The sequence below is a fragment of the Leifsonia soli genome (assembly GCF_013408745.1).
GTDB classification, from domain to species: Bacteria; Actinomycetota; Actinomycetes; order Actinomycetales; family Microbacteriaceae; genus Leifsonia; species Leifsonia soli.
In genome coordinates this window covers 2,336,228-2,360,630 of sequence record NZ_JACCBJ010000001.1, presented here as the reverse complement: position 1 = coordinate 2,360,630, position 24,403 = coordinate 2,336,228, and the positions used below count along the sequence as shown (strand labels likewise).

Genomic DNA, 24,403 nt, shown 5'->3' with positions numbered 1-24,403 from the left:
CGAGTGCGCGACCGCCTCTGCCTCAGGGCCGGGCGTCCGCCGGGAACGCGATCACCGGTCCGTGACCGGGCAGCACCACGGCCGCGTCGCACAGCACGAGGCGCCGGGCGCTGAGTGCGGCCTCGTCGGCGTCGTGCTGGAAGAACGCGGGCAGCTGCTGCAGCTCGCCGCTCTCGCGCAGCAGCGGGTGTCCCGTCACGATGGCATCGCCGGTCAGCAGGGCGCGAGACTCCGGCTCGAAGAAGCAGACGCTGCCCGACGTGTGACCGGGAGACGGGACGAGCCGGAGCGTGTGCCCCGTGCTCAGGGCGACGGCATCGCCCTCCAGCGCGACCGCATCGCGCACTCCGACGTCGCCGAGGCCACCGGCACGCACGGCCGCGATCGCCCAGCGCACGGTGCCGCGCTTCAGTGCAGAGGGCAGCAGGTCGGCGACGGTCACCTGCTCTGTGACGTCGCGACGCACGTTCGGGAGCTCGGCCGGCGCGGCCGCGACGACCACGCCGCGCTCGCCGGCGAACTGCGCGCTCGCCCCGAGGTGGTCCGAGTGACCGTGCGTGATCAGGATGCGCTTCAGGTCGGCCGGGTCGGCCCCCGCGAGACGGATGGACTCCTCGACGAGCGGGCGGTCGACCGGGTAGCCGCAGTCGACCAGCTCGACCGCCCCGCCGCCGTGGAAGACGGTCCAGTTCGAGAGCGGTCCCTCGACGAACAGGATGCCGGGAGCCACCCGTGTGGTCGAACGGATGCTGTGCACCCGATCACCCTAGCCGGGCCGCTTGACCTTGACGTAACGTCAACTCCTAGCGTGGATGACGCCCCGCACGAAAGGAGGAAGACATGGACTGGTCCATCCAGGACATCGCGCGGATCGCCGGCACCACCAGCCGCACGCTGCGCCACTACGACGCCATCGGGCTGCTGAAGCCGAGCCGCGTCGGCGGCAACGGCTACCGGTACTACGACCGCGACTCCCTCGTGCGGCTGCAGCGCATCCTGCTTCTCCGGGAGCTCGGCCTCGGCCTCGACGCCGTCGGCCGGGTGCTCGACGACCGCACGGATGCGGTGCCCGCCCTGCGCGACCACCTGGCGTGGTTGCAGGCGGAGCGGGAACGGCTGGCGCGGCAGATCGCGTCGGTCGAGTCGACGATCCACGCTGTGGAGGAAGGAGAGGAGATCGTGGCCGAGCAGATGTTCGACGGATTCGATCACACGCAATACAAGGACGAGGTGGAGCAGCGCTGGGGGAAGGACGCCTACGCGGCGTCGGACCGCTGGTGGCGCAGCAAGACCGCCGAAGAGCGCGCCGACTGGCAGGCCCGGCAGGCGCGGCTCGCGGCCGACTGGCAGGCCGCCGCGTCCTCCGGCGTCGAGCCCGGATCGGACGAGGCGCAGGCGCTCGCCAAGCGTCACGCCGAGTGGCTGGCTGACATCCCGGGAACCCCGGGGTACGGCACGGGCGCGCCGACAGCCGCCTACCTGACCGGTCTGGGCGAGATGTACGTCGCCGACGAGCGCTTCGCCGCGAACTATGGCGGCGCCGACAACGCGACCTTCGTGCGCGACGCCCTCCGCCTCTACGCCGCCGCCCACCTCGCCTGAGCCCCACCATCGAGTCCGCGAAGACTTACCGCTTTGCGCCCCTTCGGCGTGCAGTTTGTGCGGACTCGATGGTGGGGGTCAGGGGTGGCGGGGGCGGCGCGTGATGCGGTCGTCGAGCCAGTGGGCGGCGACGATGCGCGACGGACGGGATGCGTCCGGCGTGCGCGGCGGGCGCGGTGCGCGGTCGGGCTGCGGGCCTTGGACGAACGGCGAGTCGGCCCGCGCGAAGCGGTCGTGGGCCGACCGGTCGGATTCGAGCAGGATGCCGTCGCGCACGTCGAAACGGACGGCATCCTGCTCGTCCTCGAGGCCGGCCGACTGCTCGGCCGTTCCCTCGAGCTCGCTCTCCAGCCGTGCCGCAGTCGTTGCAGCGTCCTGCGGCAGGCGGATCGCGAAGAAGGGGAGGGTGACACTGCACAGCGGGCCGACCAGGAGCGCGAACGCGAGCGTCCCGATCCCGACGTTCCCGCCGAGCACCCACCCGACGATCAGCACGGTCACCTCGATGGCGGTGCGCACCATCCAGATCGGCCGGCCGGTGCGGGCGTGCAACCCGGTCATCAGGCCGTCGCGCGGGCCGGGGCCCAGGCGCGGGCCGATGTACAGGCCGGTGGCGACCGCGAGCATCGCGAGGCCGGCCACGAAGAACAGCACCTGCGCCCACAGTTCCGTCTGCTGCGGCAGCAGGTCGAGACCCAGCTGCGCGCTCGGACCCACCAGCAGGACGTTGAGGACGGTGCCGAGTCCCGGTCGCTGGCGCAGCGGGATCCAGAACGCCAGGACGACGAGACCGACGAGGTTGGTCACGAAGCCGAACGGGATCCCGGTCTTGAGGGAGAGCCCCTGGGCGAGCACGTCCCACGGCGACAGCCCGATGCCGGCGCGCACCATGAGCGCGATCGCGATCCCATAGAGGAAGAGTCCGATCAGCAGCTGCACGAGGCGGCGGGTGAGGAGAAGTCGGGCGGCCATGGGCACAATCCAATCGCAGTGATTGGACTCGCAACAAGATGCCAATCCGACTAAAGTGGCCTGCATGTCGGATGCCCAACTCACCGCCCGCTCGCTGGAGCACCTTCTCGGAACCTGGCGGACGGGAGCAGCCGGCTACCAGGCGCTCGCCGACCGCATCCGCCTCCTCGTGCTGGACGGCCGCATCCCGATCGGCACGCGGCTGCCCGCCGAGCGCGACCTGGCCGGCAAGCTCGAGCTGAGCCGCACGACCGTCGCGGCCGCCTACCGGCAGCTGCGCGAGGCCGGCTTCATCGACAGCGTCCGGGGCTCCGGCAGTGTCGCCCGCCTCCCCGGCCCGGCGCTTCCGCTGCCCGCGGTGGGCGGCGAGGGGATGCTGGACTTCACCAAGGCGTCGCTCCCGGCCGCATCACCGCTGGCGGCGGCGGCGCGTGCGGCCGCCGAGGAGCTGCCGCGCTTCCTGCCGGACCCGGGCTACGACCCGGTGGGGCTCCCGCACCTGCGCGCCGAGATCGCGGAGCGGTACACCGCGCGCGGTCTGCCGACGACCGCCGACCAGATCCTGGTGACGGTCGGAGCCCAGCAGGCCATCGCTCTGATCGCCCGCACCTTCCTCGGGCGCGGAGACCGCGTCGTCATCGAGGTGCCCACGTATCCGCACGCCATCGAGGCGATCCGCCTGGCGGGCGCACGCCTCGTCCCGATCACGGTCTCCACGCCGGAGTCCGGCCCGCACCGCATCGACGACCAGCCCGACGGCTGGGATGTCGAGGCCATCGAGCAGACCTTCCGCCGCGCGAATCCGGCGCTGGCGTACCTCATTCCCGACTTCCACAACCCGACCGGCGCGACGATGTCGCCGGAGACGCGGGAGCGGGTGCTCGCGGCAGCGGCCGGCCACGGTGCGATCGTGGTCGCCGACGAGACGACCGCTGAGCTCGACATCGACCGGATCGGCGAGTTCCTGCCGATGCCGGCCTACGCCGACTCCGCCGCGACCGGGGCCCCGGTGATCATGATCGGCTCGGCCAGCAAGACCCTCTGGGGCGGACTGCGCATCGGCTGGATCCGCGCCGAGCGCTCGCACATCCAGCGCCTCATCGCCGCGAAGCCGTCCACCGACCTCGGCACGCCGGTGCTCGAGCAGCTGGTCGTCGCGCGGATGATTCCGCAGCTGCCCGAGATCATGGAGGAGCGGCGCGAGCAGCTCCGCCAGGGCCGCGACACCGTCCGGCGGCTGGTCGCGGAGACGTTCCCCGACTGGACGATGCCCGTGCAGCACGGCGGTCTCACGGCCTGGGTCGGGATAGGCGCTCCGGTCAGCTCGGCGCTCGCCCTGGCAGCGCGCAGCCACGGTCTGCTCATCGCGGCGGGGCCGCGGTTCGGCATCGACGGGGCGTTCGAGCGCTTCCTCCGCATCCCGATCACATACACCGCCGACGAGTACGCGCGCGCGTTCACGGCACTCGCCCGGGCCTGGGCGGTCGCCGCCAACGAGCCGGTGCCCTACTTCGACTCCGGGGCGCTCCCCAGCGTCGTCTGAGCGCGGCCGAGGGCCCTCCGCCCGGGGACTCCCGGCGGAGTAGCGGGATGTCGTACCCAGGCATGAAGAAACCGCCCACCCCGCGATGTCATACTTCCTCTGCGCCAGCGTCGGCGCGGTCCTGAAACCGTCGTCCCCGAGGGGAACCCTGTGCACTTCCTCGCTGTCCTGAGCATGAAGAACCGTGCCCTGATCGCGCTCGTCACGATCGTCGCCGCGGTCTTCGGCGGACTCGCCCTGACCAACCTCAAGCAGGAGCTCGCGCCGTCGATCTCGTTCCCGCAGCTGGTGGTGCTCTCCAGCTACCCCGGCGCGTCGCCGGAGGTCGTGAACAACGACGTCAGCACGCCGGTCGAGGCCGCCATCCAGGGCGTCCCGGACCTCGACAGCACGAGCGCGGTCAGCAGCACCAACCAGTCCATCATCACCGCGAAGTTCACCTACGGGACCGACCTCGCCACGGCGGAGCAGAAGATCGACCAGGCGGTCAACCGCATCAAGTCGACGCTGCCGTCGGGCGTCGAGCCGCAGGTGCTCTCCGGCAGCATCGACGACCTTCCCGTCATCCAGCTCGCCGTCACCGGGAAGTCGGACCAGCGCGCCCTCGGCGACGACATCACCAAGCTCGTCCTCCCCGACGTGAAGGATGTGAAGGGCGTCAACGACGCGCAGCTGGTGGGCGAGCTCGGCCGCCGCATCGCCATCACGCCGGACCCGGCGAAGCTCGCCGCGGCCGGCGTCTCGTCGTCCGCGATCAAGGATGCACTGCAGCAGAACGGCGTGCTCATCCCGGGCGGCGACATCACCGAGAACGGGCAGACGCTGTCCGTGCAGTCCGGGACGCAGCTGTCGTCCGTGGAGGACATCGCCGCGCTGCCGCTGATCCGTTCGGCCGGTGCGGCCGGGGCAGGGTCGAGCGGCGGCGCCGCGGCGGGTGCGGGCGGCGCTGCCGGCGCGGCGGGCGCCTCCGGTGCTGCGGGAGCGGCCGGAGCGGCGGGCGCCACGGGCGCAGCGGCCGCAGCGGCGACGGCCACCGCGACCCCGCCGACGATCGGCGACGTCGCCACCGTCGCCGAGACGGACGACCCCACCACCACGCTCTCCCGCGTCGACGGCAAGCCCGCCCTGACGATCGCCGTCACCAAGCTTCCGTCCGCCAACACGGTCGAGGTCTCGCACGCGGTCAACGACCTCATCCCGAGCCTGGAGAAGAAGCTCGGCTCCGGCACGAAGATCACCGTCGTCTTCGACCAGGCGCCGTTCATCACGCAGTCGATCAACTCGCTCACCGAGGAGGGCCTGCTCGGCCTCGCGATGGCGGTCATCGTCATCCTGGTGTTCCTGCTGTCGGTGCGGTCGACGCTCGTCACCGCGATCTCCATCCCCACCAGCGTGCTGATCACCTTCATCGTCATGTGGGCGACCGGCTACACCCTCAACATCATCACGCTGGGTGCTCTGACGATCGCGATCGGACGCGTGGTGGACGACTCCATCGTGGTGATCGAGAACATCAAACGTCAGCTCGTGCCCGGTGCGGACCGGGCGGTGACCATCGTCCGGGCCGTGCGCGAGGTCGCCGGCGCGATCACCGCATCCACGATCACGACGGTCGCCGTCTTCCTCCCGCTCGCGTTCGTGGGGGATGTGACCGGTGAGCTGTTCCGGCCGTTCGCGCTGACCGTCACGATCGCCCTGCTGTCGTCGCTGCTCGTCGCCCTGACGATCGTGCCGGTGCTCGCCTACTGGTTCCTCCGCGCTCCGAAGGCGCACAAGCACGAGGGCGGTCAGGACGTCGAGACCGCCGGCCTGTCGGTGGAGGAGGCGGCCGCGTCCGGGGTCGACGAGCTCGAGCATCCATCGCGGCTGCAGGCCGGCTACCTGCCCATCATCCGGTGGACGCTGAAGCACTCGGGACTGACCATCATCGCTGCGGTCGTCGTGCTGGTGCTGACGTTCCTGTCCGTGCCGTTCCTGAAGACGAACTTCCTCGGGTCGAGCGGCCAGAACTCCCTCACCGTGACGCAGACCCTGGACCCGGGCGCGAGCCTCCAGTCCAAGGACGACGCGGCGAAGGTCGTCGAGAAGAAGCTGCTCGACACCACGGGTGTGCAGACGGTCCAGGTCTCCATCGGCTCCAGCGGCTCCTCGCTGCGCGATGCCTTCACCGGCGGCGGAGGCGGGACGACATTCTCGATCACGACCGACCCGGATGCCGATCAGGAGAAGCTGCAGAACACCATCGAGGACGAGCTGGCCGCCATCAAGGACCAGGGCGAGATCACCCTCTCGGCGTCGAGCGGCTTCGGCGGATCGACCGACATCCAGGTGGACATCTCGGCCAGCAGCAACGCCGACCTGCAGAAGGCGACGGATGCGGTGGTCGCCCAGCTGCGCAAGAAGTCGTCGCTGAAGCAGGTGACCGACAACCTCAGCGCTTCCCTGCCCTACGTCTCGGTGGATGTCGACCGTTCCAAGGCCGCAGCCGCAGGACTCAGCGAGGTGGCCGTCGGCACGATCGTCTCGCAGGCGGTCCAGCCGACGCAGGCGGGGTCCGTCGCGATCGACGACACGACCCTGAAGATCTACCTGCAGAGCGACAACCCGCCGACCACCGTCGCCGGGCTCGCGCAGCTGTCCATCCCGACGGCGGCCGGTGTCGTGCCGCTCGACACGCTCGCCAGCGTGAAGGAGGTCAAGGGCCCGGCGACGGTCACCACCCAGCGCGGACTCCGGACCGCATCGGTGACGGCGACGCCGGCCACGGACAACCTGACCACGGCGAACGCCGACGTCACCGCCGCGCTGAAGGCCGCGAAGCTCCCCACCGGGGCGAGCGCGAAGATCGGCGGTGTCTCGTCGAGTCAGTCCGACGCGTTCCAGCAGCTGGGCCTCGCGCTCCTCGCGGCGATCCTCATCGTGTACATCGTCATGGTGGCGACGTTCCGCTCGCTTCGGCAGCCGCTGCTGCTGCTCGTGTCGGTGCCGTTCGCGGCGACGGGCGCCATCCTGCTGCAACTGGCCTCGGGCATCCCGCTCGGCGTCGCGTCGCTGATCGGCCTGCTGATGCTCGTCGGTATCGTCGTCACCAACGCGATCGTGCTCATCGATCTGGTGAACCAGTACCGACGCCGCGGTCTCGCGGTGGCGGACGCCGTGGCGCATGGCGCGTCGCGACGGCTCCGGCCCATCCTGATGACGGCGCTGGCCACGATCGCGGCCCTGACCCCGATGGCGATCGGACTCACCGGGCACGGCGGGTTCATCTCGCAGCCGCTCGCGATCGTCGTCATCGGCGGACTGATCTCGTCCACTGTGCTGACGCTGGTCGTGCTGCCGACCCTCTACAACCTGGTCGAGGGGCGGCGCGAGCGGAAGGCGGCGCGGAAGGCGGCGAAGCCCGCGGCAGGAGGCGGCCCGGGCGACGGCGAGGGTGGTGGGGGCGGTGGCGCGCCTGTGACTCCCGCGCCCGCCGGGCCGGATCGCTCCGGCGGCACCGATGCGCCGTCCGCTCCGCAGCCGCCTGTCTTCACCCGGCCGGCCGGGGGCTCGCAGGTCTGACCGCCGCTCGCGTCCGGCACGCGCGTCTGGGGTACCCGTCCGGGATCCCAGACGGGGATGCCGGAGGCGGCCACGGCATCCGTGTCGGTCGTCGCTAGGGTCGCGGGTATGAGCGCACTCGGACTCTCCGTCGACCCGCTGTGGCCGCGCGCCGGCGACTGGCCTCCGCTCGGCGCGGACGGTGCGGACCTGACGCTGATCGGCATCCCGACGCAGGAGACCTCGCTTTCTGCGACCGGCGCCGGCGCGACCCCCGCGGCCGTGCGCGACGCCCTGCGCCGCTACTCGACGTTCGCGCCGGGCGCGCCGGTCGAGGGGCTCCGCTTCGCGGACGCGGGCGATGTGCCCTCTCCCGACGGCCCGGAGGGACGCGCGCGCGCCACAGCGGCGATGGCGGAGGCGGCGGCCCGGTCGCGACTGACGGTCGCGGTCGGCGGAGACAACGCGCTGACCGTTCCGGCCGCGCTCGGGTCCGTCGGTGGCGACCTGGGCCGGGCGGGACTGATCACGCTCGATGCCCATCACGACCTGCGGGACGGCACCTCGAACGGCTCCCCGGTCCGGGAGCTCATCGAGGCCGGGCTGGACGGCCGGCGGATCGTGCAGATCGGCATCGCCGACTTCGCCAACTCGGCCGCGTACGCCCGCCGCGCCGCGGACTACGGCATCACCGTGATCCTGCGCGACGAGCTCCACACCCGCCCGCTGGACGACGTCATAGCGGAGGCGCTGGAGATCGCCGGGGCCGCCGGAGGTCCGATCCACGTCGATCTGGACGTGGACGTCTGCGACCGGTCGGTGGCGCCGGGGTGCCCGGCGTCCGTTCCCGGGGGACTCTCGGCGTGGGAGTTGCGCCGCTTCGCGCGGCTGGCCGCCGCATCCCCGCTGGTCCGCTCGCTCGACATCGCCGAGGTGGATGCGACCGCCGACACCCCCGACCAGCGCACCGTTCGTCTCGCCGCGCTCCTCGTCCTCGAGGCCGCCGCCGGCCTCGCCGCTCGCTGACCCCACCCCCGCACCCCCACCGTCGAGTCCGCAATCTTTGGACGCCGGCGCGGCGTGTCGTGTGCAAAGTTTGCGGACTCGACGGTGGGGGCGGGGGTCAGAGGCGGAGGGTGCGCTCGATGAGCGGGACGCCGGGGCGGTAGGCGAGGTGGATATGGCTGGGGGCACGGAGGACCGCGAGGTCGGCGCGCGCGCCGGGCCGGAGGTGGCCGACGTCGTCACGCCGGAGCGCTGCGGCCCCTCCCAGTGTCGCCGCCCGCAGCGCCTCGGCCGGAGTCAGACCCAGCTCGCGCACGGCGAGGGCGATGCAGAACGGCATCGATGACGTGAACGACGATCCCGGGTTGCAGTCGCTGGCCAGCGCGACGGTCGCTCCGGCGTCGAGCAGCCGCCGTCCGGACGGGTAGGCATGCCGCGTCGAGAACTCGACGCCCGGCAGCAGCGTCGCGACGGTCCGGGAGGCGGCCAGCCGCTCCACGTCCTCGTCGGTGAGGTAGGTGCAGTGGTCGACGCTCGCCGCATCCAGCTCCACCGCCAGGGCGACGCCGCCTCCGGGGCCGAGTTGCGCTGCGTGCACGCGGACGCCCAGCCCACACTCCGCTCCCGCCCGCAGAATGCGCTCCGACTGCTCGACGCTGAACGCTCCGGTCTCGCAGAACACGTCGATCCAGCGGGCGTGCGGTGCGCAGGCATCGAGCATAGGACCGGTGACGAGATCCACGTACGCGTCGGCATCGTCTGCGTACTCCGCCGGCACGACGTGCGCACCCAGGAACGTGGTCTCGTCGGTCACCTCGCGCGCGAGGCGGAGCAGCCGCTCCTCGTCGGCGACCGTGAGCCCGTACCCGCTCTTCACCTCGAATGTCGTCGTACCCTGCGCGTGCAGCTCCGCCACGAGCCAGGCCAGTCGCGTGCGCAACGCATCCTCGGTCGCCTCCCTGGTCGCCGCCACGGTGGACCGTATGCCGCCGGCGGTATACGGCCGCCCGGCCATGCGCGCCTCGAACTCGTGCGCTCGGTCGCCCGCGAACACGAGGTGCGTGTGCGCGTCCACGAACCCCGGGATCACGGCAGCACCCGCGACGTCGACCACCGCGTCCGCATCCGATCGGGGCGCCGCAGAGGACGCACCCGTCCACGCGATCCGGCCGTCGACGGCGAGAACGGCCGCGTCCCGGACCAGGCCGAGAGGACCGGGATGCGCCGGGTCGAACGTCGTCAGCTCGCCGATGCCGGTGACCAGCGTCGCGGTCATCGGCCCGGCGCCGCCTGCTCGGCCGCACCCTCGCGCATCGGGATGCGCAACCCGCGCTCCTCCGCGACCTCGACGGCGCGCTCGTAGCCGGCATCCACGTGCCGCATGACGCCCGTCCCCGGATCGTTCGTCAAGACCCGCTCGATCTTCTCCGCGGCGAGCGGTGTCCCGTCGGCGACGACGACCTGACCGGCGTGGATGCTGCGGCCGATCCCCACGCCGCCGCCGTGGTGGATCGACACCCAGGTCGCACCGGACGCCGTGTTCAGCAGGGCGTTGAGGAGGGGCCAGTCCGCGATGGCGTCCGATCCGTCCGCCATCGACTCGGTCTCCCGGTACGGGGAGGCGACCGAGCCGGAGTCGAGGTGGTCGCGCCCGATCACGACCGGGGCGGACAGCTCGCCCGACGCCACCATCTCGTTGAACCGGAGTCCGGCCAGGTGGCGCTCCTTGTATCCCAGCCAGCAGATCCGCGCGGGGAGCCCCTCGAAATGCACCTTCTCTCCCGCCTGGGTGATCCAGCGGCGCAGATGCTCGTCGTCGGGGAACAGGTCGAGCACGGCACGGTCGGTGGCGGCGATGTCGGCCGGATCGCCGGAGAGCGCCGCCCAGCGGAACGGGCCCTTGCCCTCGGCGAAGAGCGGGCGGATGTACGCAGGCACGAACCCGGGGAAGTCGAACGCCCGGTCGTAGCCGCCCAGCTGCGCCTCCGTACGGATCGAGTTGCCGTAGTCGAAGACCTCGGAGCCGGCGTCCTGGAAGCCGACCATCGCCTCCACCTGCGCGGCCATCGAACGGCGTGCGTCGTCGGTGAAGCGTTCGGGGTCGGCGGCGGCGCGCTCGTGCCACTCGTCGACGGTGTAGCCGATCGGGAGGTAGCTGAGCGGGTCGTGGGCGCTGGTCTGGTCGGTCACGATGTCGATCGGCACGCCACGGCGGAGCAGCTCGGGGAAGACCTCTGCGGCATTGCCGACCACCCCGACGGAGAGCGCCCGGCGCTCGTCCTTCGCGGCCAGCGCCTGCGCGACCGCGTCATCGAGGTCGTCCGCCAGCACGTCGAGGTAGCCGTGGTCGACGCGGCGTTGAAGACGGGTCTTGTCGACATCCACGATGAGCACGGCGCCGCCGTTCATGGTGACGGCGAGCGGCTGCGCGCCGCCCATCCCGCCGCATCCGCCGGTCAGGGTGAGCGTTCCGGCCAGCGAGCCGCCGAAGCGCTTCCTGGCCACCGCGCCGAAGGTCTCGTATGTGCCCTGCAGGATGCCCTGCGAGCCGATGTAGATCCACGAGCCGGCGGTCATCTGGCCGTACATGGTCAGGCCGAGCGCCTCCAGTCGGCGGAACTCGGGCCACGTCGCCCAGTCTCCGACGAGGTTCGAGTTGGCGATGAGGACGCGCGGAGCCCACTCGTGCGTGCGGAACACGCCGACCGGCTTCCCGGACTGCACCAGCAGCGTCTCGTCGGCCTCGAGGTCGCGGAGGGTGCGGACGATCGCGTCGAACGCCTCCCAGCTGCGGGCGGCGCGCCCGGTGCCACCGTAGACGACCAGGTCGTCCGGGCGCTCGGCGACCTCAGGGTCGAGGTTGTTCATCAGCATCCGCAGCGGCGCCTCGGTCTGCCAGCCCTTCGCGCTGAGCTCTGCTCCGCGCGCCGCGCGCACCGGTCGGGCTCCATCCATGGTTCTCGTTCCTTTCGTTGCCCCGTCGAGTCCGCAAAGACTGACGGTTTCGGCGCTGATTTCGTGCAGTTTGTGCGTACTCGACGGCGGGGGTTACGGGAGGTGGGCGGCGGCGCGGAGGGCGCCGGAGGTCACGAGGGCGTAGGCGGCCTCGATCTCGGGGGAGAGGTGGCGGTCGGGGCCGGGGCCGGGGACGGCGGTCCGCAGCGCGGCGATCACTGCTCCCGTCGCGGGGCCGGGCTGCAGCGGAGCGCGCAGGTCGGCTCCGCGCGCTGCCGTCATCACCTCGATGGCGATCACGCGCGCGAGCCCGTCGATGGCCCGCCGCAGCTTGCGAGCGGCCGCCCAGCCCATCGACACGTGGTCCTCCTGCATGGCCGACGAGGGGATGCTGTCCACCGATGCGGGCGCGGCCAGCCGCTTCAGCTCGGAGACGATGCCCGCGGCCGTGTACTGCGCGATCATCAGACCGGAGTCGACGCCGACCTCGTGGGCCAGGAACGGCGGGAGGCCCTGGTTGCGCGCGGGATCGAGGAAGCGGTCGGTACGGCGTTCGGACATGCTCGCGACGTCGGCGACGGCGATCGCCAGGAAGTCGAGCACGTACGCGACCGGCGCTCCGTGGAAGTTGCCGTTCGATTCGACCCGCCCGTCGAGCGTGAGCACCGGGTTGTCGACGGCGGACGCCAGCTCGCGCCCGGCGACCAGCTCGGCGTGCGCGACCGTGTCGCGTGCCGCGCCGTGCACCTGCGGCGAGCAGCGGAGCGAGTACGCGTCCTGCACCCGCGTGCACTCCGGCCCCTTGTGGCTCGCGACGATCGGGGAGCCGGCGAGCAGGGCGCGCAGGTTGGCGGCGCTGACCGCCTGGCCCGCCTGCGGTCGCAGCCGCTGCAGGTCGGCGGCGAACACCGCGTCGGTGCCGAGCAGGGCCTCGACGCTCATCGCCGCAGCGATGTCCGCGTCGGTCAGCAGACCGTGGAGGTCGTGGATGGCGAGCGCGAGCATCCCGAGCATCCCGTCGGTGCCGTTGATGAGCGCGAGCCCTTCCTTCTCGGCCAGGACCACCGGCTCGATCCCCGCGGCGGCGAGGGCGTCGGCCGCATCGACCAGCTCGCCGTCGACCCGAACGCGCCCCTCGCCCATCGCGGCCAGCGCGCAGTGAGCGAGCGGCGCGAGGTCGCCGGAGCAGCCGAGCGAGCCGTACTCGTGGACGACGGGCGTGATCCCGGCGTTGAGCAGCGCCGCGTAGGTCTGCACGGTCTGCGGGCGCGCGCCCGTCCGCGCCGTCATCAGCGTGGACAGGCGCAGCAGCATGAGGGCGCGGACCACCTCGCGCTCGACCTCCGGACCGGAGCCTGCCGCATGGGAGCGCACCAGGCTCGCCTGCAGCTGGGCACGGCGGTCGGCGGGGATGAACGTTGTCGCGAGCGCGCCGAAGCCGGTCGAGATGCCGTAGTGCGGCTCGGTGTCGTCGGCGAGGGCGTCGACGATGGCGCGGGAGGCGGCGACCCCGGAGAGGGCGTCGCCGTCGAGCTCGACGCGGGCGTCGTGACGGGCGACGGCGACCACGTCGTCGATGGTGAGCGGTCCGGCGCCGACGGTGACTGCGGTCTGGGTCTGGAGCATGGTCCGATCCTCGCTCCGGGCCGGGCGTCCGCGCTCCGGCTGTAGGCTGCTCGGTGTCCGGTATCCCAGACATACGACGACCGCGAGCGGGGGTGGATGCGGTGAGCAAGGTCCCCGCCGCGGAAAACACCCTGCGTGTGCTCGCCTACCTCGGAGCCCAGCGCGGTCCGGCCCCGGCCGCCGCCATCGCCGCCGCACTGGGGCTGCCGCGCTCGACGGTCTACCACCTGCTCGCCGTGCTGTCCGAGCACGGCTTCGTGCTGCACTTCCCCGAGGCGCGGCGGTACGGGCTGGGCGTGGCCGCGTACGAGTTGTCGAGCGCGTTCTCGCGGCAGCAGCCGCTCAGCAGGCTCGGCCGGCCCATCGTGGCCGCGCTGGTGGATGCGATCGGCGAGTCCGGTCATGTCGCCGTGCTCCACGGCCGCGACGTCGTCTACATCGTGGAGGAGCGGGCGCCGCGTCGGCCGCGGCTGGTGACGGATGTCGGCGTGCGGCTTCCCGCCCACCTCACGGCGAGCGGGCGGGCGCTGCTGGCGACCCTTCCGCGCGAACAGTTGCGCGCCCTGTACCCGGACTCCGACGCGTTCGAGGACCGCACGGGCGCCGGCCCGCACTCCTACGCCGAGCTGCGACGCGTCGTGGCCGAGGCCCGCGAGCGGGGATACGCGACGGAGGACGGCGACGTCACGCCGGGCTTCGCCTCCGTGGCGGTGTCGGTGCGCGACCACGCCGGCTGGCCCGCTGCGGGCATCGCGGTCACCTTCCCGCGGGAGAACGTCCCGGAGGAGGGATGGGATGCGCTCGCCGCCCGGGTGCGCGAGGCCGCGGCCGAGCTGTCGCGCCGCATCCGCGGCACCTGACGGCCGCTAGCGGGTGGGAACCGCGAGCGATTTGGCGTAGCAGACCGACCACGGATCGTCGACGTAGGCCCCGAAGTTGGGGATGCGCGCATAGCCCGAGCGCTCGTACAGCGCGATCGCGGCGTGCTGCAGCGGACCGGTCTCCAGGCGCAGCTCGGCGATCCCCGCATCGGCGGCCGCGGCCTCGACCGCGCCGAGGAGGCTGCGCGCGAGCCCCTGACCCCGCGCGTCCTCGTGCACGAACATCCGCTTCAGCTCGGCGCGGGCACCGGCATCGGCGAGGGCGTCGGCATCGGTGAGGGCGTCGGGCCGGGCGCCGGCGACCAGCGCGGCGATCCCCAGCGCAAGCCCGTCGACGCGCGCGACGAAGACCGTGACGCCCGGACGCTCGAGCTCGGACACATCCAGCAGGTGGCAGCTCTCGGCCGGGTACAGCGCGAAGGCGAACTCGTCGCTCAGCCGCAGCAGCTCCTCGACCTCCGGCTGGCGCGCCGGCTCTGGGCGGATCTCGATCGGCATGCGTCGATGCTAGCGGCGGCGTGTGTCGCCGGTGTTTCCGGTGTCCGCAGGGCGGGCCGGCCGGCGACCCGCCCCGGCCGGCGACCCGCCCTGGCGCGGCGATCAGACCCGGCTGGGCGTCCGGTTCTCGGCGCTCACCATCCAGGCGTACTGCTCGAGGCGCTCGATGATCGCGTGGAGGAGGTCCGCGGAGGTCGGGTCCTCCTCGTCCACGTCGTCGTGCACGTCGCGCATGGTGCGGACGACCGCTTCGAGGCGCTCGGTGATCAGGTCGACGGTCTCGGTCGTGTCGACCTCTCCGTTGGGGAACTCGGGGAGGCTGGTCTGCTCCGCCACCGTCGCGCTCCGCCCGTCCGGGGTCGCGTGGAGGGCGCGCAGTCGCTCGGCGATGACATCGCTGAACTCTCGCGCCGCTTCGACGATCTCGTCGAGCTGGAGGTGCAGGTCGCGGAAGTTGCGTCCGACCACGTTCCAGTGCGCCTGCTTGCCCTGCAGGTGCAACTCGATCAGGTCGACGTGCACGCGCTGGAGGTGCCGCGCCAGCTCCGCGGAGGCGACGAAGCCGTGCTCGGCGTGCTCACGGCGGGTCGGGGCGACGCCGACGGCGGCGGTCCGGCGTACGGGCGCTGTCTTCTGGGTGCTCTTCTTCGCGGTGCTCTTAGTGCTCGCGGTGCTCTTAGTGCTCGTCTTGGACTGGCTGACGGCCACGATGGGGTCCCTTCCATTCGATCGGACGTCCCCGACGGTAGGCCCATGCCGGAGCCTGCGGAAGCGGGTTGACAGGGTCGGAGCGCCCTGGCACTCCCTGGGGGAGAGTGCTAAAATCTGTGGTCGAAAAGAGAGTGCAAAGGGCCTCTCACCAGGTGATCCAGAAGAAAGGGGTACATCCAATGGCCATGTCGTTCGATCCTTTCTCCCAGCTGGACCGGATCGCGCAGAGCATCTTCGACACCAGCCGTCAGCCGCGCATCATGCCGGTCGATCTGTTCCGCGAGGGTGAGCGTTACATCCTGAACGCCGACCTCCCCGGCGCCGATCCGGCGTCGGTCGACGTCGACGTCGACGGGCACCTGCTCACCATCCGGGCGGTGCGCAGCGCGGCCGACCGCGACGGCGCCCGCTGGCTCGCCCAGGAGCGCCCGTACGGCGCCTACATGCGGCAGTTCACGATCGGCGACGACGTCGATCCCGACGGCATCACCGCGTCGTACGACAACGGAGTGCTCAGCGTCATCATCCCGGTGGCCGAGCGGGCGAAGCCGCGCAAGATCGCCGTGGAGTCGTCGGGCTCCAGCGAGACGAAGGCGGTGTCGGCCGGCTGATCCGGCCGGTGTCAGCGTCGGAGAGGAGGGCGCGCCGTCACTGCACGGCGCGCCCTCGCGCCGCCCACTCCAGGCGGCGCAGAGCCTCCGCGTTGCGCACGTGGAGGATGGCATCGGCCACGGCGTCCGGGATGAGGGTCACCGGCCCCGACTCCGGGAACTCCTCCATCCGCACGACGCAGCCAACGCCGCGCGGCTTCACGTCGATGATCACGCGCTCGGAGCCGAACGGGCGCGTCTTCGCCTCGAGCACCATCCGTCGCGGCGGATCCCACTCGTCGACGCGCGTCTCGTCGTTGAGCACGAGCGGCCAGACCCCGATGGAGTGGTGGAGGCGCGATCCGACGGCCGGATACCGGCTGTCGGTCGCGCGCAGGCGCGACGCTCCGACGACCCACGTCGGGTACACCCAGGGGTCGGCGAGGACGGCGAAGACCTCGTCCGGCGTGCAGGCCATGCGGCGGACGTTGACAGACATGTTCACTGCTCCGGAAGCTCGTGGGGATGGGCGGGGTCGGGCAGGGCGTCGACGGGCCGTGCGATGGTCTGGCCGGGCCCGGGGGCGAGGTCCGGCATCCGGGTGAAGCCGAACTCGTGGCGCAGGGCGCTGCGCGCGGCGTAGTACCCGCCGAGACCGTGGACGCCCGGTCCGGGAGCCGCGGAGGAGGAGGCCAGGTACAGCCCGCGACCCGGCATCCGCCAGGGATCCGCCGACAGGACGGGACGGGCCACCAGCTGACCGAAGTCCGGTGCGCCCGCGGAGATGTCCCCGCCGATGTAGTTGGGGTCGTGCTGCTCCATCTGCACCGCGTTCTTGGTCGCCGTCCCGATGATGAGATCGCGGAAGCCGGGAGCGAACTCCTCGATGCGGCGGATGATCGCCTCGGTCTGGTCCTCGGTCGAACCGCGCGGGACGTGCGTGTACGTCCACAGCACGTGCTTCCCCGCGGGCGCCCGCGTCCCGTCGAAGAGCGACGGCTGGGAGACGAGCACGTACGGAGCGTCGCTGGTCCGGCCCGACGCGACGGCGTTCTCCGCGCGAGCGACCTCGCGACGCGATCCGCCCAGGTGCACGGTGGCCGTCTCGTTCAGCTCCGGGTTCGCCCACGGTACCGGGCCGGAGAGTGCGAAGTCGGCTTTGAAGACGCCGTTGCCGTCGCGGAACCGGGAGATGCGCCGCAGGTAGCTGCCGGGCAGCCGGTCGGCGGCCAGGTCGACTGCGGACTTCACGTGGGTGTCGAAGACGACGATCCGCGAGTCCGGGAGCTCGGCGAGCGACGCGACCGGGGTGTCGGTGACGATCTCGCCGCCGTTGGCCACGATGTCGGCGACCATCGCGTCGGCGATCGCCTGGCTGCCGCCGACCGGGACGGGCCAGCCGCGGGCGTGCGCGTAGGTCGCGAGGGTGAGCCCGGCGGCCGCGCCGGCGACGCTCGGCAGGGGCACGGTCGTGTGGGCGAAGACGCCCGAGAGCAGAGCGCCGGGCGCCTCGGTCCGGAACGGAAGGTCCCACCACGGGCCGCCCTGGGCGATGGCGGTCAGCCCGAACCGAGCGGCCACGAACGGATGCCGAGGCAGCTGGAGCAACTGCGATCCGGTGAACTGGGCGACGGCGTCCGCGTCGGCGACCAGCGGTCCGAGCAGCGCACGCCAGGCCGGACCGTCGACCCCCAGGGCATCGGCGGTTCGCTCCAGGTCCCGGTACGCCATCGCGACGCGGCCGCCCGCCAGCGGGTTGCCGTACGACGCCGTCGGCACGATGAAGGGCACGCGCTTCTCCAGCCCGAACCGACGGAAGAAGCCGGAGGCGAGAGCGAGGGGATGCACGGCGGAACAGACATCGTGGCGGAAGCCGGGGAGCGTCAGCTCCTCCGTGCGCAGGCCGCCGCCCACGGTCGCGTTGCGCTCGTAGACGCGCACGGAGAGGCCGGCGCGGGCGAGCGTCACAGCAGCGGACAGACCGTTCGGGCCCGACCCGATCACGACGGCGTCGAGGCTGTTCGCGGAGGGCCTTGTCGCGGAGGGGGCTGTCATACCTCCCTGTATACCCCGCCCCTCGACGCGCACGGAGGGCGATCGGCAGCCCGTTCTCAGCATCCATGCACTATCGTTGACAAGTCGGCTCTTGACACTGCGCGATCTGCGCAGATGGGTTTGTAAGTCAAGCGGGCCGGTTCCCTCCCCGATCAGTGGCAGGGATCACACAATCGTGAACGGCCCCGGACACAGTTCGCCCGGGATTCATCCGGTGCGCTGCGGCGTGCCGCCGCGCACTCGACATGAACCCAGGAAGAACATCCATGCCCGGATACAACAACGACCGACGATCGCAGAAGCCGTCCCGCGGCGCTGCGCCCAAGAGCAGCAACCCCAGCCCCAAGCACCGCGGCTACCGCGCCGAGGAGCCCGCCGCGGGCAAGAAGCCCCGCTGGAGCGCCGACGAGCGCGCCGCACGCGGCCGCTCCACTTACGGCACCCGTGACGACAGCGCAGGCCGCGGCCGCGGCGAGCGACCCAACTGGGAGCCCCGCGGCAAGGATGCGCGCCGCACCGAGCGGGTGTGGGAGGAGCGCGCTCCGCGTCAGGACCGTCCCCGCCGCGACGGCGACGACCGCCCGCGCCGCTCCTTCGACGACCGTGCCGACCGTCCGCGTCGGGATTTCGGTGACCGTGCCGAGCGTCCGCGTCGTGAGTACGACGACCGTCCGCGTCGGGACTTCGGCGACCGCACGGAGCGCACGGAGCGCACCGACCGTCCGCGCAGTGATTTCGGCGACCGGACCGAGCGTCCGCGTCGCGACTTCGGCGACCGGGCCGAGCGTCCGCGTCGTGAGTACGACGACCGTCCGCGCCGTGACTTCGGCGACCGGGCCGAGCGTCCGCGTCGTGAGTACGACGACCGTCCGCGCCGCGACTTCGGCGACCGCACGGAGCGTCCACGCCGTGACTTCGGCGACCGGGCCGAGCGTCCGCGTCGTGAGTACGACGACCGTCCGCGCCGCGACTTCGGCGACCGTTCCGACCGCCCGCGTCGTCAGTTCGACGACCGGGCCGAGCGTCCGCGCCGCGATTCGGACTTCTACCCGTCGCGCGACGAGAAGCCGGCCTTCGTGCCGACCGACGACGTCGTTCTCGAGCGCCTCGAGGCGGACGCCATCCAGGCGGAGGACGTCGACGGCGTGACCTTCGGCGACCTGGGCCTCGGCGGCAACATCGTGCGTGCCCTTGCCGAGCTCGGCGCCGACAAGCCGTTCCCGATCCAGGCGGCGACCCTTCCCGACGTGCTCGCAGGCAAGGATGTGCTCGGCCGCGGCCGAACCGGCTCCGGCAAGACCATCGCGTTCGGCGCGCCGCTCGCGGAGCGCCTCATGCAGCTGTGGGCCGAGTCCGGCAAGTCCGGCGGCAAGCGTCAGCTCGGCCGCGCGCCCCGCGCCCTCATCCTGGCGCCGACGCGCGAGCTCGCCCTGCAGATCGACCGCACCGTCCAGCCCATCGCCCGCAGCGTGGGCCTGTTCACCACCCAGATCTACGGCGGCGTGCCGCAGGGTCGTCAGGTGGGTGCGCTGCAGCGCGGCGTCGACATCGTGATCGGCACCCCCGGCCGCATCGAGGACCTGGTCGAGCAGGGACGTCTGGACCTCAGCGAGGTGCAGATCACCGTCCTCGACGAGGCCGACCACATGTGCGACCTCGGCTTCCTGGAGCCGGTCCAGCGCATCCTGCGCCACACGGCCGAGGGCGGCCAGAAGCTGCTCTTCTCGGCGACCCTCGACTCGGGCGTCGCGAAGCTGGTGGACGAGTTCCTCGTCGACCCGGCCGTCCACGAGGTCGCGGGCGAGGACCAGGCGTCCTCGACCATCGACCACCGCGTGCTCGTGATCGAGCACCGCGACAAGGGCGCCATCATCGAGCAGCTGGCCGACCGCGACGGCAAGACCTTGGTCTTCGCCCGCACCCGCGCCTTCGCCGAGATGCTGGCCGACCAGCTGGAGGATGCCGGCATCCCCGCTGTCAGCCTCCACGGCGACCTGAACCAGTCCCGCCGCACCCGCAACCTCGCGCAGCTCACCAGCGGCCGCGTGAATGTTCTGGTCGCGACGGATGTGGCTGCCCGCGGCATCCACGTCGACGACATCGACCTGGTCATCCAGGCCGATGCTCCGGACGAGTACAAGACGTACCTGCACCGCTCCGGCCGCACCGGCCGCGCCGGCAAGCAGGGCACCGTCGTCACCCTCATCCCGAAGCAGCGCCAGCGCCGCATGAACGACCTCCTCGGCCGCGCCGAGATCGAGGCCGAGTTCGTGCCGGCCGCCCCCGGCGACGACGTGCTCCTCACCCTCGCGCAGTAAGCGACGCTCCCCGCTCAGAGCTCCTGAGTTTCTCGATCGTCTCCCACCGATTCGGTCGAAGAACTCAGGAGCTCTGTCCTTCTCATTGCGGTCACGCGGCCGTGGGGTTACGGTACTGCCTTGATATTCTGCATCGGAACATGAGTTCCAGAGGAAAGGTACCATCATGGCGATTATCAGTGTCACTCCCGAGCAGCTGAAGAGTCAGGCGCAGGTGTATCTCGCTGCGAAGGATGAGATCGAGTCCGCGCTTCAGAAGGTCAACAGCATGAACAGCACCATCGCCGAGGAGTGGAAGGGTGCGGCGTTCGAGGCGTACCTGAACCAGTACGACCAGCTCTACACGAACGTGCAGCAGTTCGAGCAGCTCCTCGAGAGCATCCACACGCAGCTCAACTCGTACGCGGACACGGTTGCGGAGCGCGATGCCCAGGATGCGCAGAGTTTCGGCTTCTGAGCGTCCGCCCCGTCGGATGCGGGTGGCGGCCGTGGCCCTCAGCGTCGCTGGGGGCCTCGGCCTGTTCGCCTGCACGGCCACGGGCGCCGGCGCCGACACGGGCTCCGGTGCCGGCGGCACAGGCGATGGAAGCCTCCGCCTCATTCCGGAGGTCATCTCCAACGAAGGGATCAGTGCGGGGGGACACGCGGACTTCCCCGTCACGGGGCGGCTGTTCCTCCCCGAAGTGGATGACCGAGCCCGTCAGGCGGAGCAGTCGAAGGACGCACTGGCGCGCGCCGCCGAGAAGGTCGCCTTCGACCGCACGACCGGCCCCGCGACGACCGAGCAGTTCGCCGAAACGCGTGGACGGCTGTTTCAGGACTACTCCCACCAGGCCATTCCTGGCGCCGAACGTCGCAGCGCACCTCAGGGTGCGGACGTCTGGCTCGTCGTTCTCGTCGCGGCGGCCATTCCCCTCACGGGGCTCGCGGCCTTTCTCGGCCTCAGACGGTCGTCACGGAGAGCGAGCAGGCATGCCTGACCGGCACATCGACATCAGCCTCGAGTTCACCGGGCAGCAGCTCGACCTGCGTGTTCCGACCGCGGTGACCCTCGCGCGCCTGTCCGACCTCATCGACGCCGTGCTCACCGAGCGCGGCATCCGTATGCCCCCGGAGTGGCGCCTGCGCCTCACGGACAAGCCGATCGCGCTCGGTGAGCACGACGTCATCGGCGACTTCCCGGTCGGCGACGGCGACGTGTTCGAAGTGGTCGTCACCGCGGCAGCCGGCCTCCACTGACGGGAGCAGCGCGCTGCGTTCTATGACCGCGCGCGCCGCAACCCTCACGGCCCGGCGTTCTCCGATCTCATCGGGTTGCGCTTCCGCCGCGCCACGAGCGCCGCGACGAGGCCGCCGATCAAGGACCCGGCCAGGAAGATCGCGATCCACCGGTAGTCGAACGCCTCTCCGCGATCGGCCTGGGCAGCGGGCGTGCTGTCTTTGACCGCGACCGGGTTGGCGAAGGTCTCGTAGATCTTCGCCGGATCCGCGCCGCTCGCCCGGGTGTTGGCGAGCACAGTGGAGAAGCGGCTGCTGAACGCACTGCTCTGCGCGACACCGTCGTTGTCGGCGGCGATGGTGCCGTCCATGGTGCCGAGCAGCGTGTTCGTCTCCGCCTGCGTGCGCTGCACCCCGGCGATGAGGTCGTCGAACTGCGCCGAGTTGTCGTCGATGGCGCGGGCGCTGGCGGCGACGGCCTCCGCGTTGCGACTCGACGTCTCGACGAGCTGGGTGAGGGTCTGGTAGAGCGCCGGACCGGTCTTCTCGTCGAGGTACAGCTCCGACAGGCCGGGCTCCTGGCCGTCCCATGCGGCGGTGGTGAGCTGGATGACGGTGTTCGACTTCTGCGCCCAGAGATCCGGGGCGGCGTCGACGCTCGTGCGAGCCGCCGCGTACCAGGCCTCGAGCTGCTGGAGGGCGCTGGTGAAGTACGACGGCGTCACGTTCAGCTGCGAGAGGCGCGTGATGTCCTGGTCGATCGCCGCACGTGCCGTCGCGACGGTGCCGAGTTCTTTCAGGACGGCGTTGATGTTGTCGATTCCGAGGGTCCGGTAATCCGACACGTCCCGGTCGTCGAGCCGGTCCTCGATCGTCGCGGCCGGGACGACCCCGTAGCGCTTGTACACCGAATCGGCGCTGTGGTCGCGGAACTCCCCGTCGGCGAGCACGGCGGCGCCGAAGGCCGTCTCGCTCTCGCCGGGTGCCCCGTAGAGGAAACGCAGGAGGTTCGCCGCCGCCGTGATGTCGGAGAGGTACGACGTGGTGGCCTGGTAGTCGGCGGCGACAGCGCCGGCTGCGGCGCTCGCGGGCATGAGGAGGTAGCGATCGCTTCCGAGGCTGCGGACCTCGGGGGAGGGCCGGGTCTCGGTGTTCTTCGCCGTGTACTCCAGGAGCGTGTCCCCCTCGAGGTCGTGGAGGTCGATGGTGTAGCCGAGCTCGACGGTGACCGGCTCCGACCTCTGCGTGTTGTCGATGGTGACGATGTTCGTCGTCGGGTCGATCGTCGTCCGATCGGCGCCCGGCTCCGAGGCGCCCGGCAAGGCGACCCTCACCGTGACATTCGACGGCGTAAGTGTGTTCGGCAGCTGGATCTCCACCTGCTCGCTCTGGCCCGCCGGGACGGTGACGGGAAGGGTCTTGGTCACGATCTGCTCGGTCTCGGACGGGGCGGTGCGGAGGACGGTGAGCGCCGGGCCGGCGATGCCGTTGGCGGATGCGTACCTCTCGATCAGCTCCAGCCGGTTCTCGTACAGTGTCGGATCGAGGTCGGTGGCTGACCCCAGCGTTTCGAACAGTTGCGTGTACGCGGCCTGGTCGGTGGAGATGTGGGAGACGAGTGCTGCGATCTCCTGCTCGTACGTACCCCGGGTGCTCGCGGTCGACGATTCCGCCGCGAAGGACCTGCTGATTCTTTCGGCGAGTGCCGTCCGCGCGAGTGCGTCGGTCGAGAGGGCCGAGGGGTCGATCCCCGTGTGGTTCCCGCCGTCGATGGCGACCGTGATGCCGAAGTACTCGACGAACAGGCGCGTCGTCAGCTCGGCCAGTCGGGTGGAGGACGCCTCGAGGGCCTGCTTCTGTTGCTCGAGCGATCCGGCGATTTCTGCGACGTCCGCGTTGTAGGCGACCGCGAGTGCGTCGTACCCCGCAACCGCCTTCTGCAGCTCGGCGAGGGCGCCGGTCCGTGTGCCGCCGGCGTCCGCCGAGGACAGGCCGTCGAGACCCGACCAGGTCCCGTCGCCGGATCGCAGCACCCGGATGTGCTCTGCGAACGCCTGGTCGTAGTAGTCCCGGTCCGACGTCGCCTGGTCGCCGATCGCCGTGGTGCCGTTGAGCACGTTCGTCTTCGCGATCTGCTCCTGGAGCGAGAAGTAGTCCGAGAGCTCGGGCTGCCGGGCGGCGAGCGACCCGCTGATCGAGGTGAGCGTGCCGGTCGTCGATGTGGTGAAGCCGTTCTGCGCCTGGATCCACGCCGAGTTCATCGAGCGCAGGATCTGGGCGAGACTCTCGCTCCGCTTGTGGCCTTCGCCCGTCGTGGTGAGCTGCGGTCGGACGTCGTTCCCCAGCGTCTCGACGAGCGTGGAGTAGCGTCCGACGACCGATTCCATGCCGGCCTGGGCCCCAGAGACATTGGCGGCGACGCTGGCGAAGTACATCTCCACCACCCGGGTGTTGAAGTCGTGCAGGATCGTGGAGACCTCGTTCTGCAGGCGCTGCCGGGCCAACTGGTCGCCGGGGGAGACCCGGTAGTCGATGACGGCCCGGGTGGGGTCGATGTCCTGCAGGGTGAGGATGTCGTGGGTGAACGACCGAGGCAGGACGATGACCGCGCTCACCGCCCCGTCGGAGTACGCTCTCTCGGCGACTCCGCGCGACACCACCTGCCAGTTGTAGCGGCTGTCGTTCGAGACGAGACCGACGAACTCCGTGCCGAACAGGTAGTCGGTGCCGTTGAAGGATGCCGGCTCATCCTCGTTGACGAGCGCGATCACGGGCGCGCTCCGGCCCGCGCTCGTGCCGGGCGCACCGACCGAGCTGGAGGAGGCGATCAGGAGGCCGGCGACGCCAAGCGTCGCCAGTCCGATCAGGATCTTCTTGAGCACCGTACCT

20 protein-coding genes are annotated in these 24,403 nt (G+C 71.3%); 10 read left to right on the top strand and 10 right to left on the bottom strand.

All coding sequences use genetic code 11. From position 1 onward, the window contains the following. Positions 1–22: 22 nt before the first annotated feature. Positions 23–757 carry an MBL fold metallo-hydrolase gene (locus BJ963_RS11410; protein WP_179456703.1) on the bottom strand — a complete coding sequence of 245 codons (735 nt, stop codon included), beginning with the start codon at positions 755–757 and terminating at the stop codon, positions 23–25. An 83-nt stretch (positions 758–840) separates the two neighbouring features. On the opposite strand from BJ963_RS11410, the gene BJ963_RS11405 reads away from it, so the two are divergent. Further along, on the top strand, positions 841–1,602 hold the full coding sequence (locus BJ963_RS11405) for a MerR family transcriptional regulator (protein ID WP_179456701.1): 762 nt from the start codon (positions 841–843) through the stop codon (positions 1,600–1,602). Between the two features lie 78 nt (positions 1,603–1,680). Here the strand turns inward: BJ963_RS11405 and yczE are convergent, their stop codons facing one another. Further along, complete coding sequence (gene yczE, locus BJ963_RS11400) at positions 1,681–2,574, bottom strand: membrane protein YczE (RefSeq protein ID WP_179456699.1); 894 nt, start codon at positions 2,572–2,574, stop codon at positions 1,681–1,683. Positions 2,575–2,638: 64 nt separating this feature from the next. On the opposite strand from yczE, the gene yczR reads away from it, so the two are divergent. From yczR to BJ963_RS11385, 3 genes are all read left to right on the top strand, one after another. Beyond that, complete coding sequence (gene yczR / locus BJ963_RS11395; RefSeq protein ID WP_179456697.1) at positions 2,639–4,117, top strand: MocR-like transcription factor YczR; 1,479 nt, start codon at positions 2,639–2,641, stop codon at positions 4,115–4,117. A 150-nt stretch (positions 4,118–4,267) separates the two neighbouring features. Further along, entirely contained in the window at positions 4,268–7,678 is a 3,411-nt protein-coding gene (locus BJ963_RS11390) for an efflux RND transporter permease subunit (protein WP_179456695.1), read from the top strand. Between the two features lie 108 nt (positions 7,679–7,786). Further along, positions 7,787–8,683: an arginase family protein gene (locus BJ963_RS11385; protein ID WP_179456693.1), complete on the top strand. Its 897-nt coding sequence runs from the start codon at positions 7,787–7,789 to the stop codon at positions 8,681–8,683. 97 nt (positions 8,684–8,780) lie between these two features. On the opposite strand, the gene hutI is transcribed toward BJ963_RS11385, so the two are convergent. The 3 genes from hutI to hutH all read right to left on the bottom strand — a co-directional run bounded on the left by hutI (position 8,781) and on the right by hutH (position 13,243). Next, complete coding sequence (gene hutI / locus BJ963_RS11380; protein WP_179456691.1) at positions 8,781–9,938, bottom strand: imidazolonepropionase; 1,158 nt, start codon at positions 9,936–9,938, stop codon at positions 8,781–8,783. After that, the gene (hutU, locus tag BJ963_RS11375; RefSeq protein WP_179456689.1) at positions 9,935–11,617 is read right to left on the bottom strand and encodes a urocanate hydratase; all 1,683 of its coding nucleotides are present in this window, start codon (positions 11,615–11,617) and stop codon (positions 9,935–9,937) included. The genes hutI and hutU overlap by 4 nt, the downstream gene beginning before the upstream one ends. 93 nt (positions 11,618–11,710) lie before the next feature. Beyond that, a complete protein-coding gene (gene hutH / locus BJ963_RS11370; protein WP_179456687.1) occupies positions 11,711–13,243 on the bottom strand; it encodes a histidine ammonia-lyase in 1,533 nt (510 codons plus the stop codon). A 101-nt stretch (positions 13,244–13,344) separates the two neighbouring features. Here hutH and BJ963_RS11365 point away from each other — a divergent pair, with 101 nt between their 5' ends. Next, a complete protein-coding gene (locus tag BJ963_RS11365) occupies positions 13,345–14,103 on the top strand; it encodes an IclR family transcriptional regulator domain-containing protein (protein ID WP_179456685.1) in 759 nt (252 codons plus the stop codon). Positions 14,104–14,109: 6 nt separating this feature from the next. Here the strand turns inward: BJ963_RS11365 and BJ963_RS11360 are convergent, their stop codons facing one another. Next, a complete protein-coding gene (locus BJ963_RS11360; protein ID WP_179456683.1) occupies positions 14,110–14,622 on the bottom strand; it encodes a GNAT family N-acetyltransferase in 513 nt (170 codons plus the stop codon). A 102-nt stretch (positions 14,623–14,724) separates the two neighbouring features. Next, positions 14,725–15,330: a ferritin-like domain-containing protein gene (locus BJ963_RS11355; protein WP_179456681.1), complete on the bottom strand. Its 606-nt coding sequence runs from the start codon at positions 15,328–15,330 to the stop codon at positions 14,725–14,727. A 182-nt stretch (positions 15,331–15,512) separates the two neighbouring features. On the opposite strand from BJ963_RS11355, the gene BJ963_RS11350 reads away from it, so the two are divergent. Further along, positions 15,513–15,944: an Hsp20/alpha crystallin family protein gene (locus BJ963_RS11350; RefSeq protein WP_018192313.1), complete on the top strand. Its 432-nt coding sequence runs from the start codon at positions 15,513–15,515 to the stop codon at positions 15,942–15,944. Between the two features lie 37 nt (positions 15,945–15,981). On the opposite strand, the gene BJ963_RS11345 is transcribed toward BJ963_RS11350, so the two are convergent. Then, a complete protein-coding gene (locus BJ963_RS11345; RefSeq protein WP_218857066.1) occupies positions 15,982–16,422 on the bottom strand; it encodes an SRPBCC family protein in 441 nt (146 codons plus the stop codon). Positions 16,423–16,424: 2 nt separating this feature from the next. Beyond that, positions 16,425–17,978, bottom strand: a complete 1,554-nt coding sequence (locus BJ963_RS11340) for a phytoene desaturase family protein (protein WP_179456677.1) — start codon at positions 17,976–17,978, stop codon at positions 16,425–16,427. Between the two features lie 266 nt (positions 17,979–18,244). On the opposite strand from BJ963_RS11340, the gene BJ963_RS11335 reads away from it, so the two are divergent. From BJ963_RS11335 to BJ963_RS11320, 4 genes are all read left to right on the top strand, one after another. Beyond that, positions 18,245–20,296 (top strand): DEAD/DEAH box helicase, encoded by a 2,052-nt coding sequence (locus BJ963_RS11335; RefSeq protein ID WP_179456675.1) that lies wholly within the window; start codon positions 18,245–18,247, stop codon positions 20,294–20,296. Between the two features lie 166 nt (positions 20,297–20,462). Further along, positions 20,463–20,753 carry a WXG100 family type VII secretion target gene (locus tag BJ963_RS11330; RefSeq protein ID WP_179456673.1) on the top strand — a complete coding sequence of 97 codons (291 nt, stop codon included), beginning with the start codon at positions 20,463–20,465 and terminating at the stop codon, positions 20,751–20,753. A gap of 31 nt (positions 20,754–20,784) precedes the next feature. Continuing rightward, on the top strand, positions 20,785–21,276 hold the full coding sequence (locus tag BJ963_RS11325; protein ID WP_179456671.1) for a hypothetical protein: 492 nt from the start codon (positions 20,785–20,787) through the stop codon (positions 21,274–21,276). Next, the gene (locus BJ963_RS11320) at positions 21,269–21,535 is read left to right on the top strand and encodes an EsaB/YukD family protein (RefSeq protein ID WP_179456669.1); all 267 of its coding nucleotides are present in this window, start codon (positions 21,269–21,271) and stop codon (positions 21,533–21,535) included. Before BJ963_RS11325 ends, BJ963_RS11320 begins: the two co-directional genes overlap by 8 nt. A 44-nt stretch (positions 21,536–21,579) precedes the next feature. Here BJ963_RS11320 and BJ963_RS11315 read toward each other — a convergent pair whose 3' ends face one another. Next, on the bottom strand, positions 21,580–24,396 hold the full coding sequence (locus BJ963_RS11315) for a YhgE/Pip domain-containing protein (protein WP_179456667.1): 2,817 nt from the start codon (positions 24,394–24,396) through the stop codon (positions 21,580–21,582). Positions 24,397–24,403: the final 7 nt, after the last annotated feature.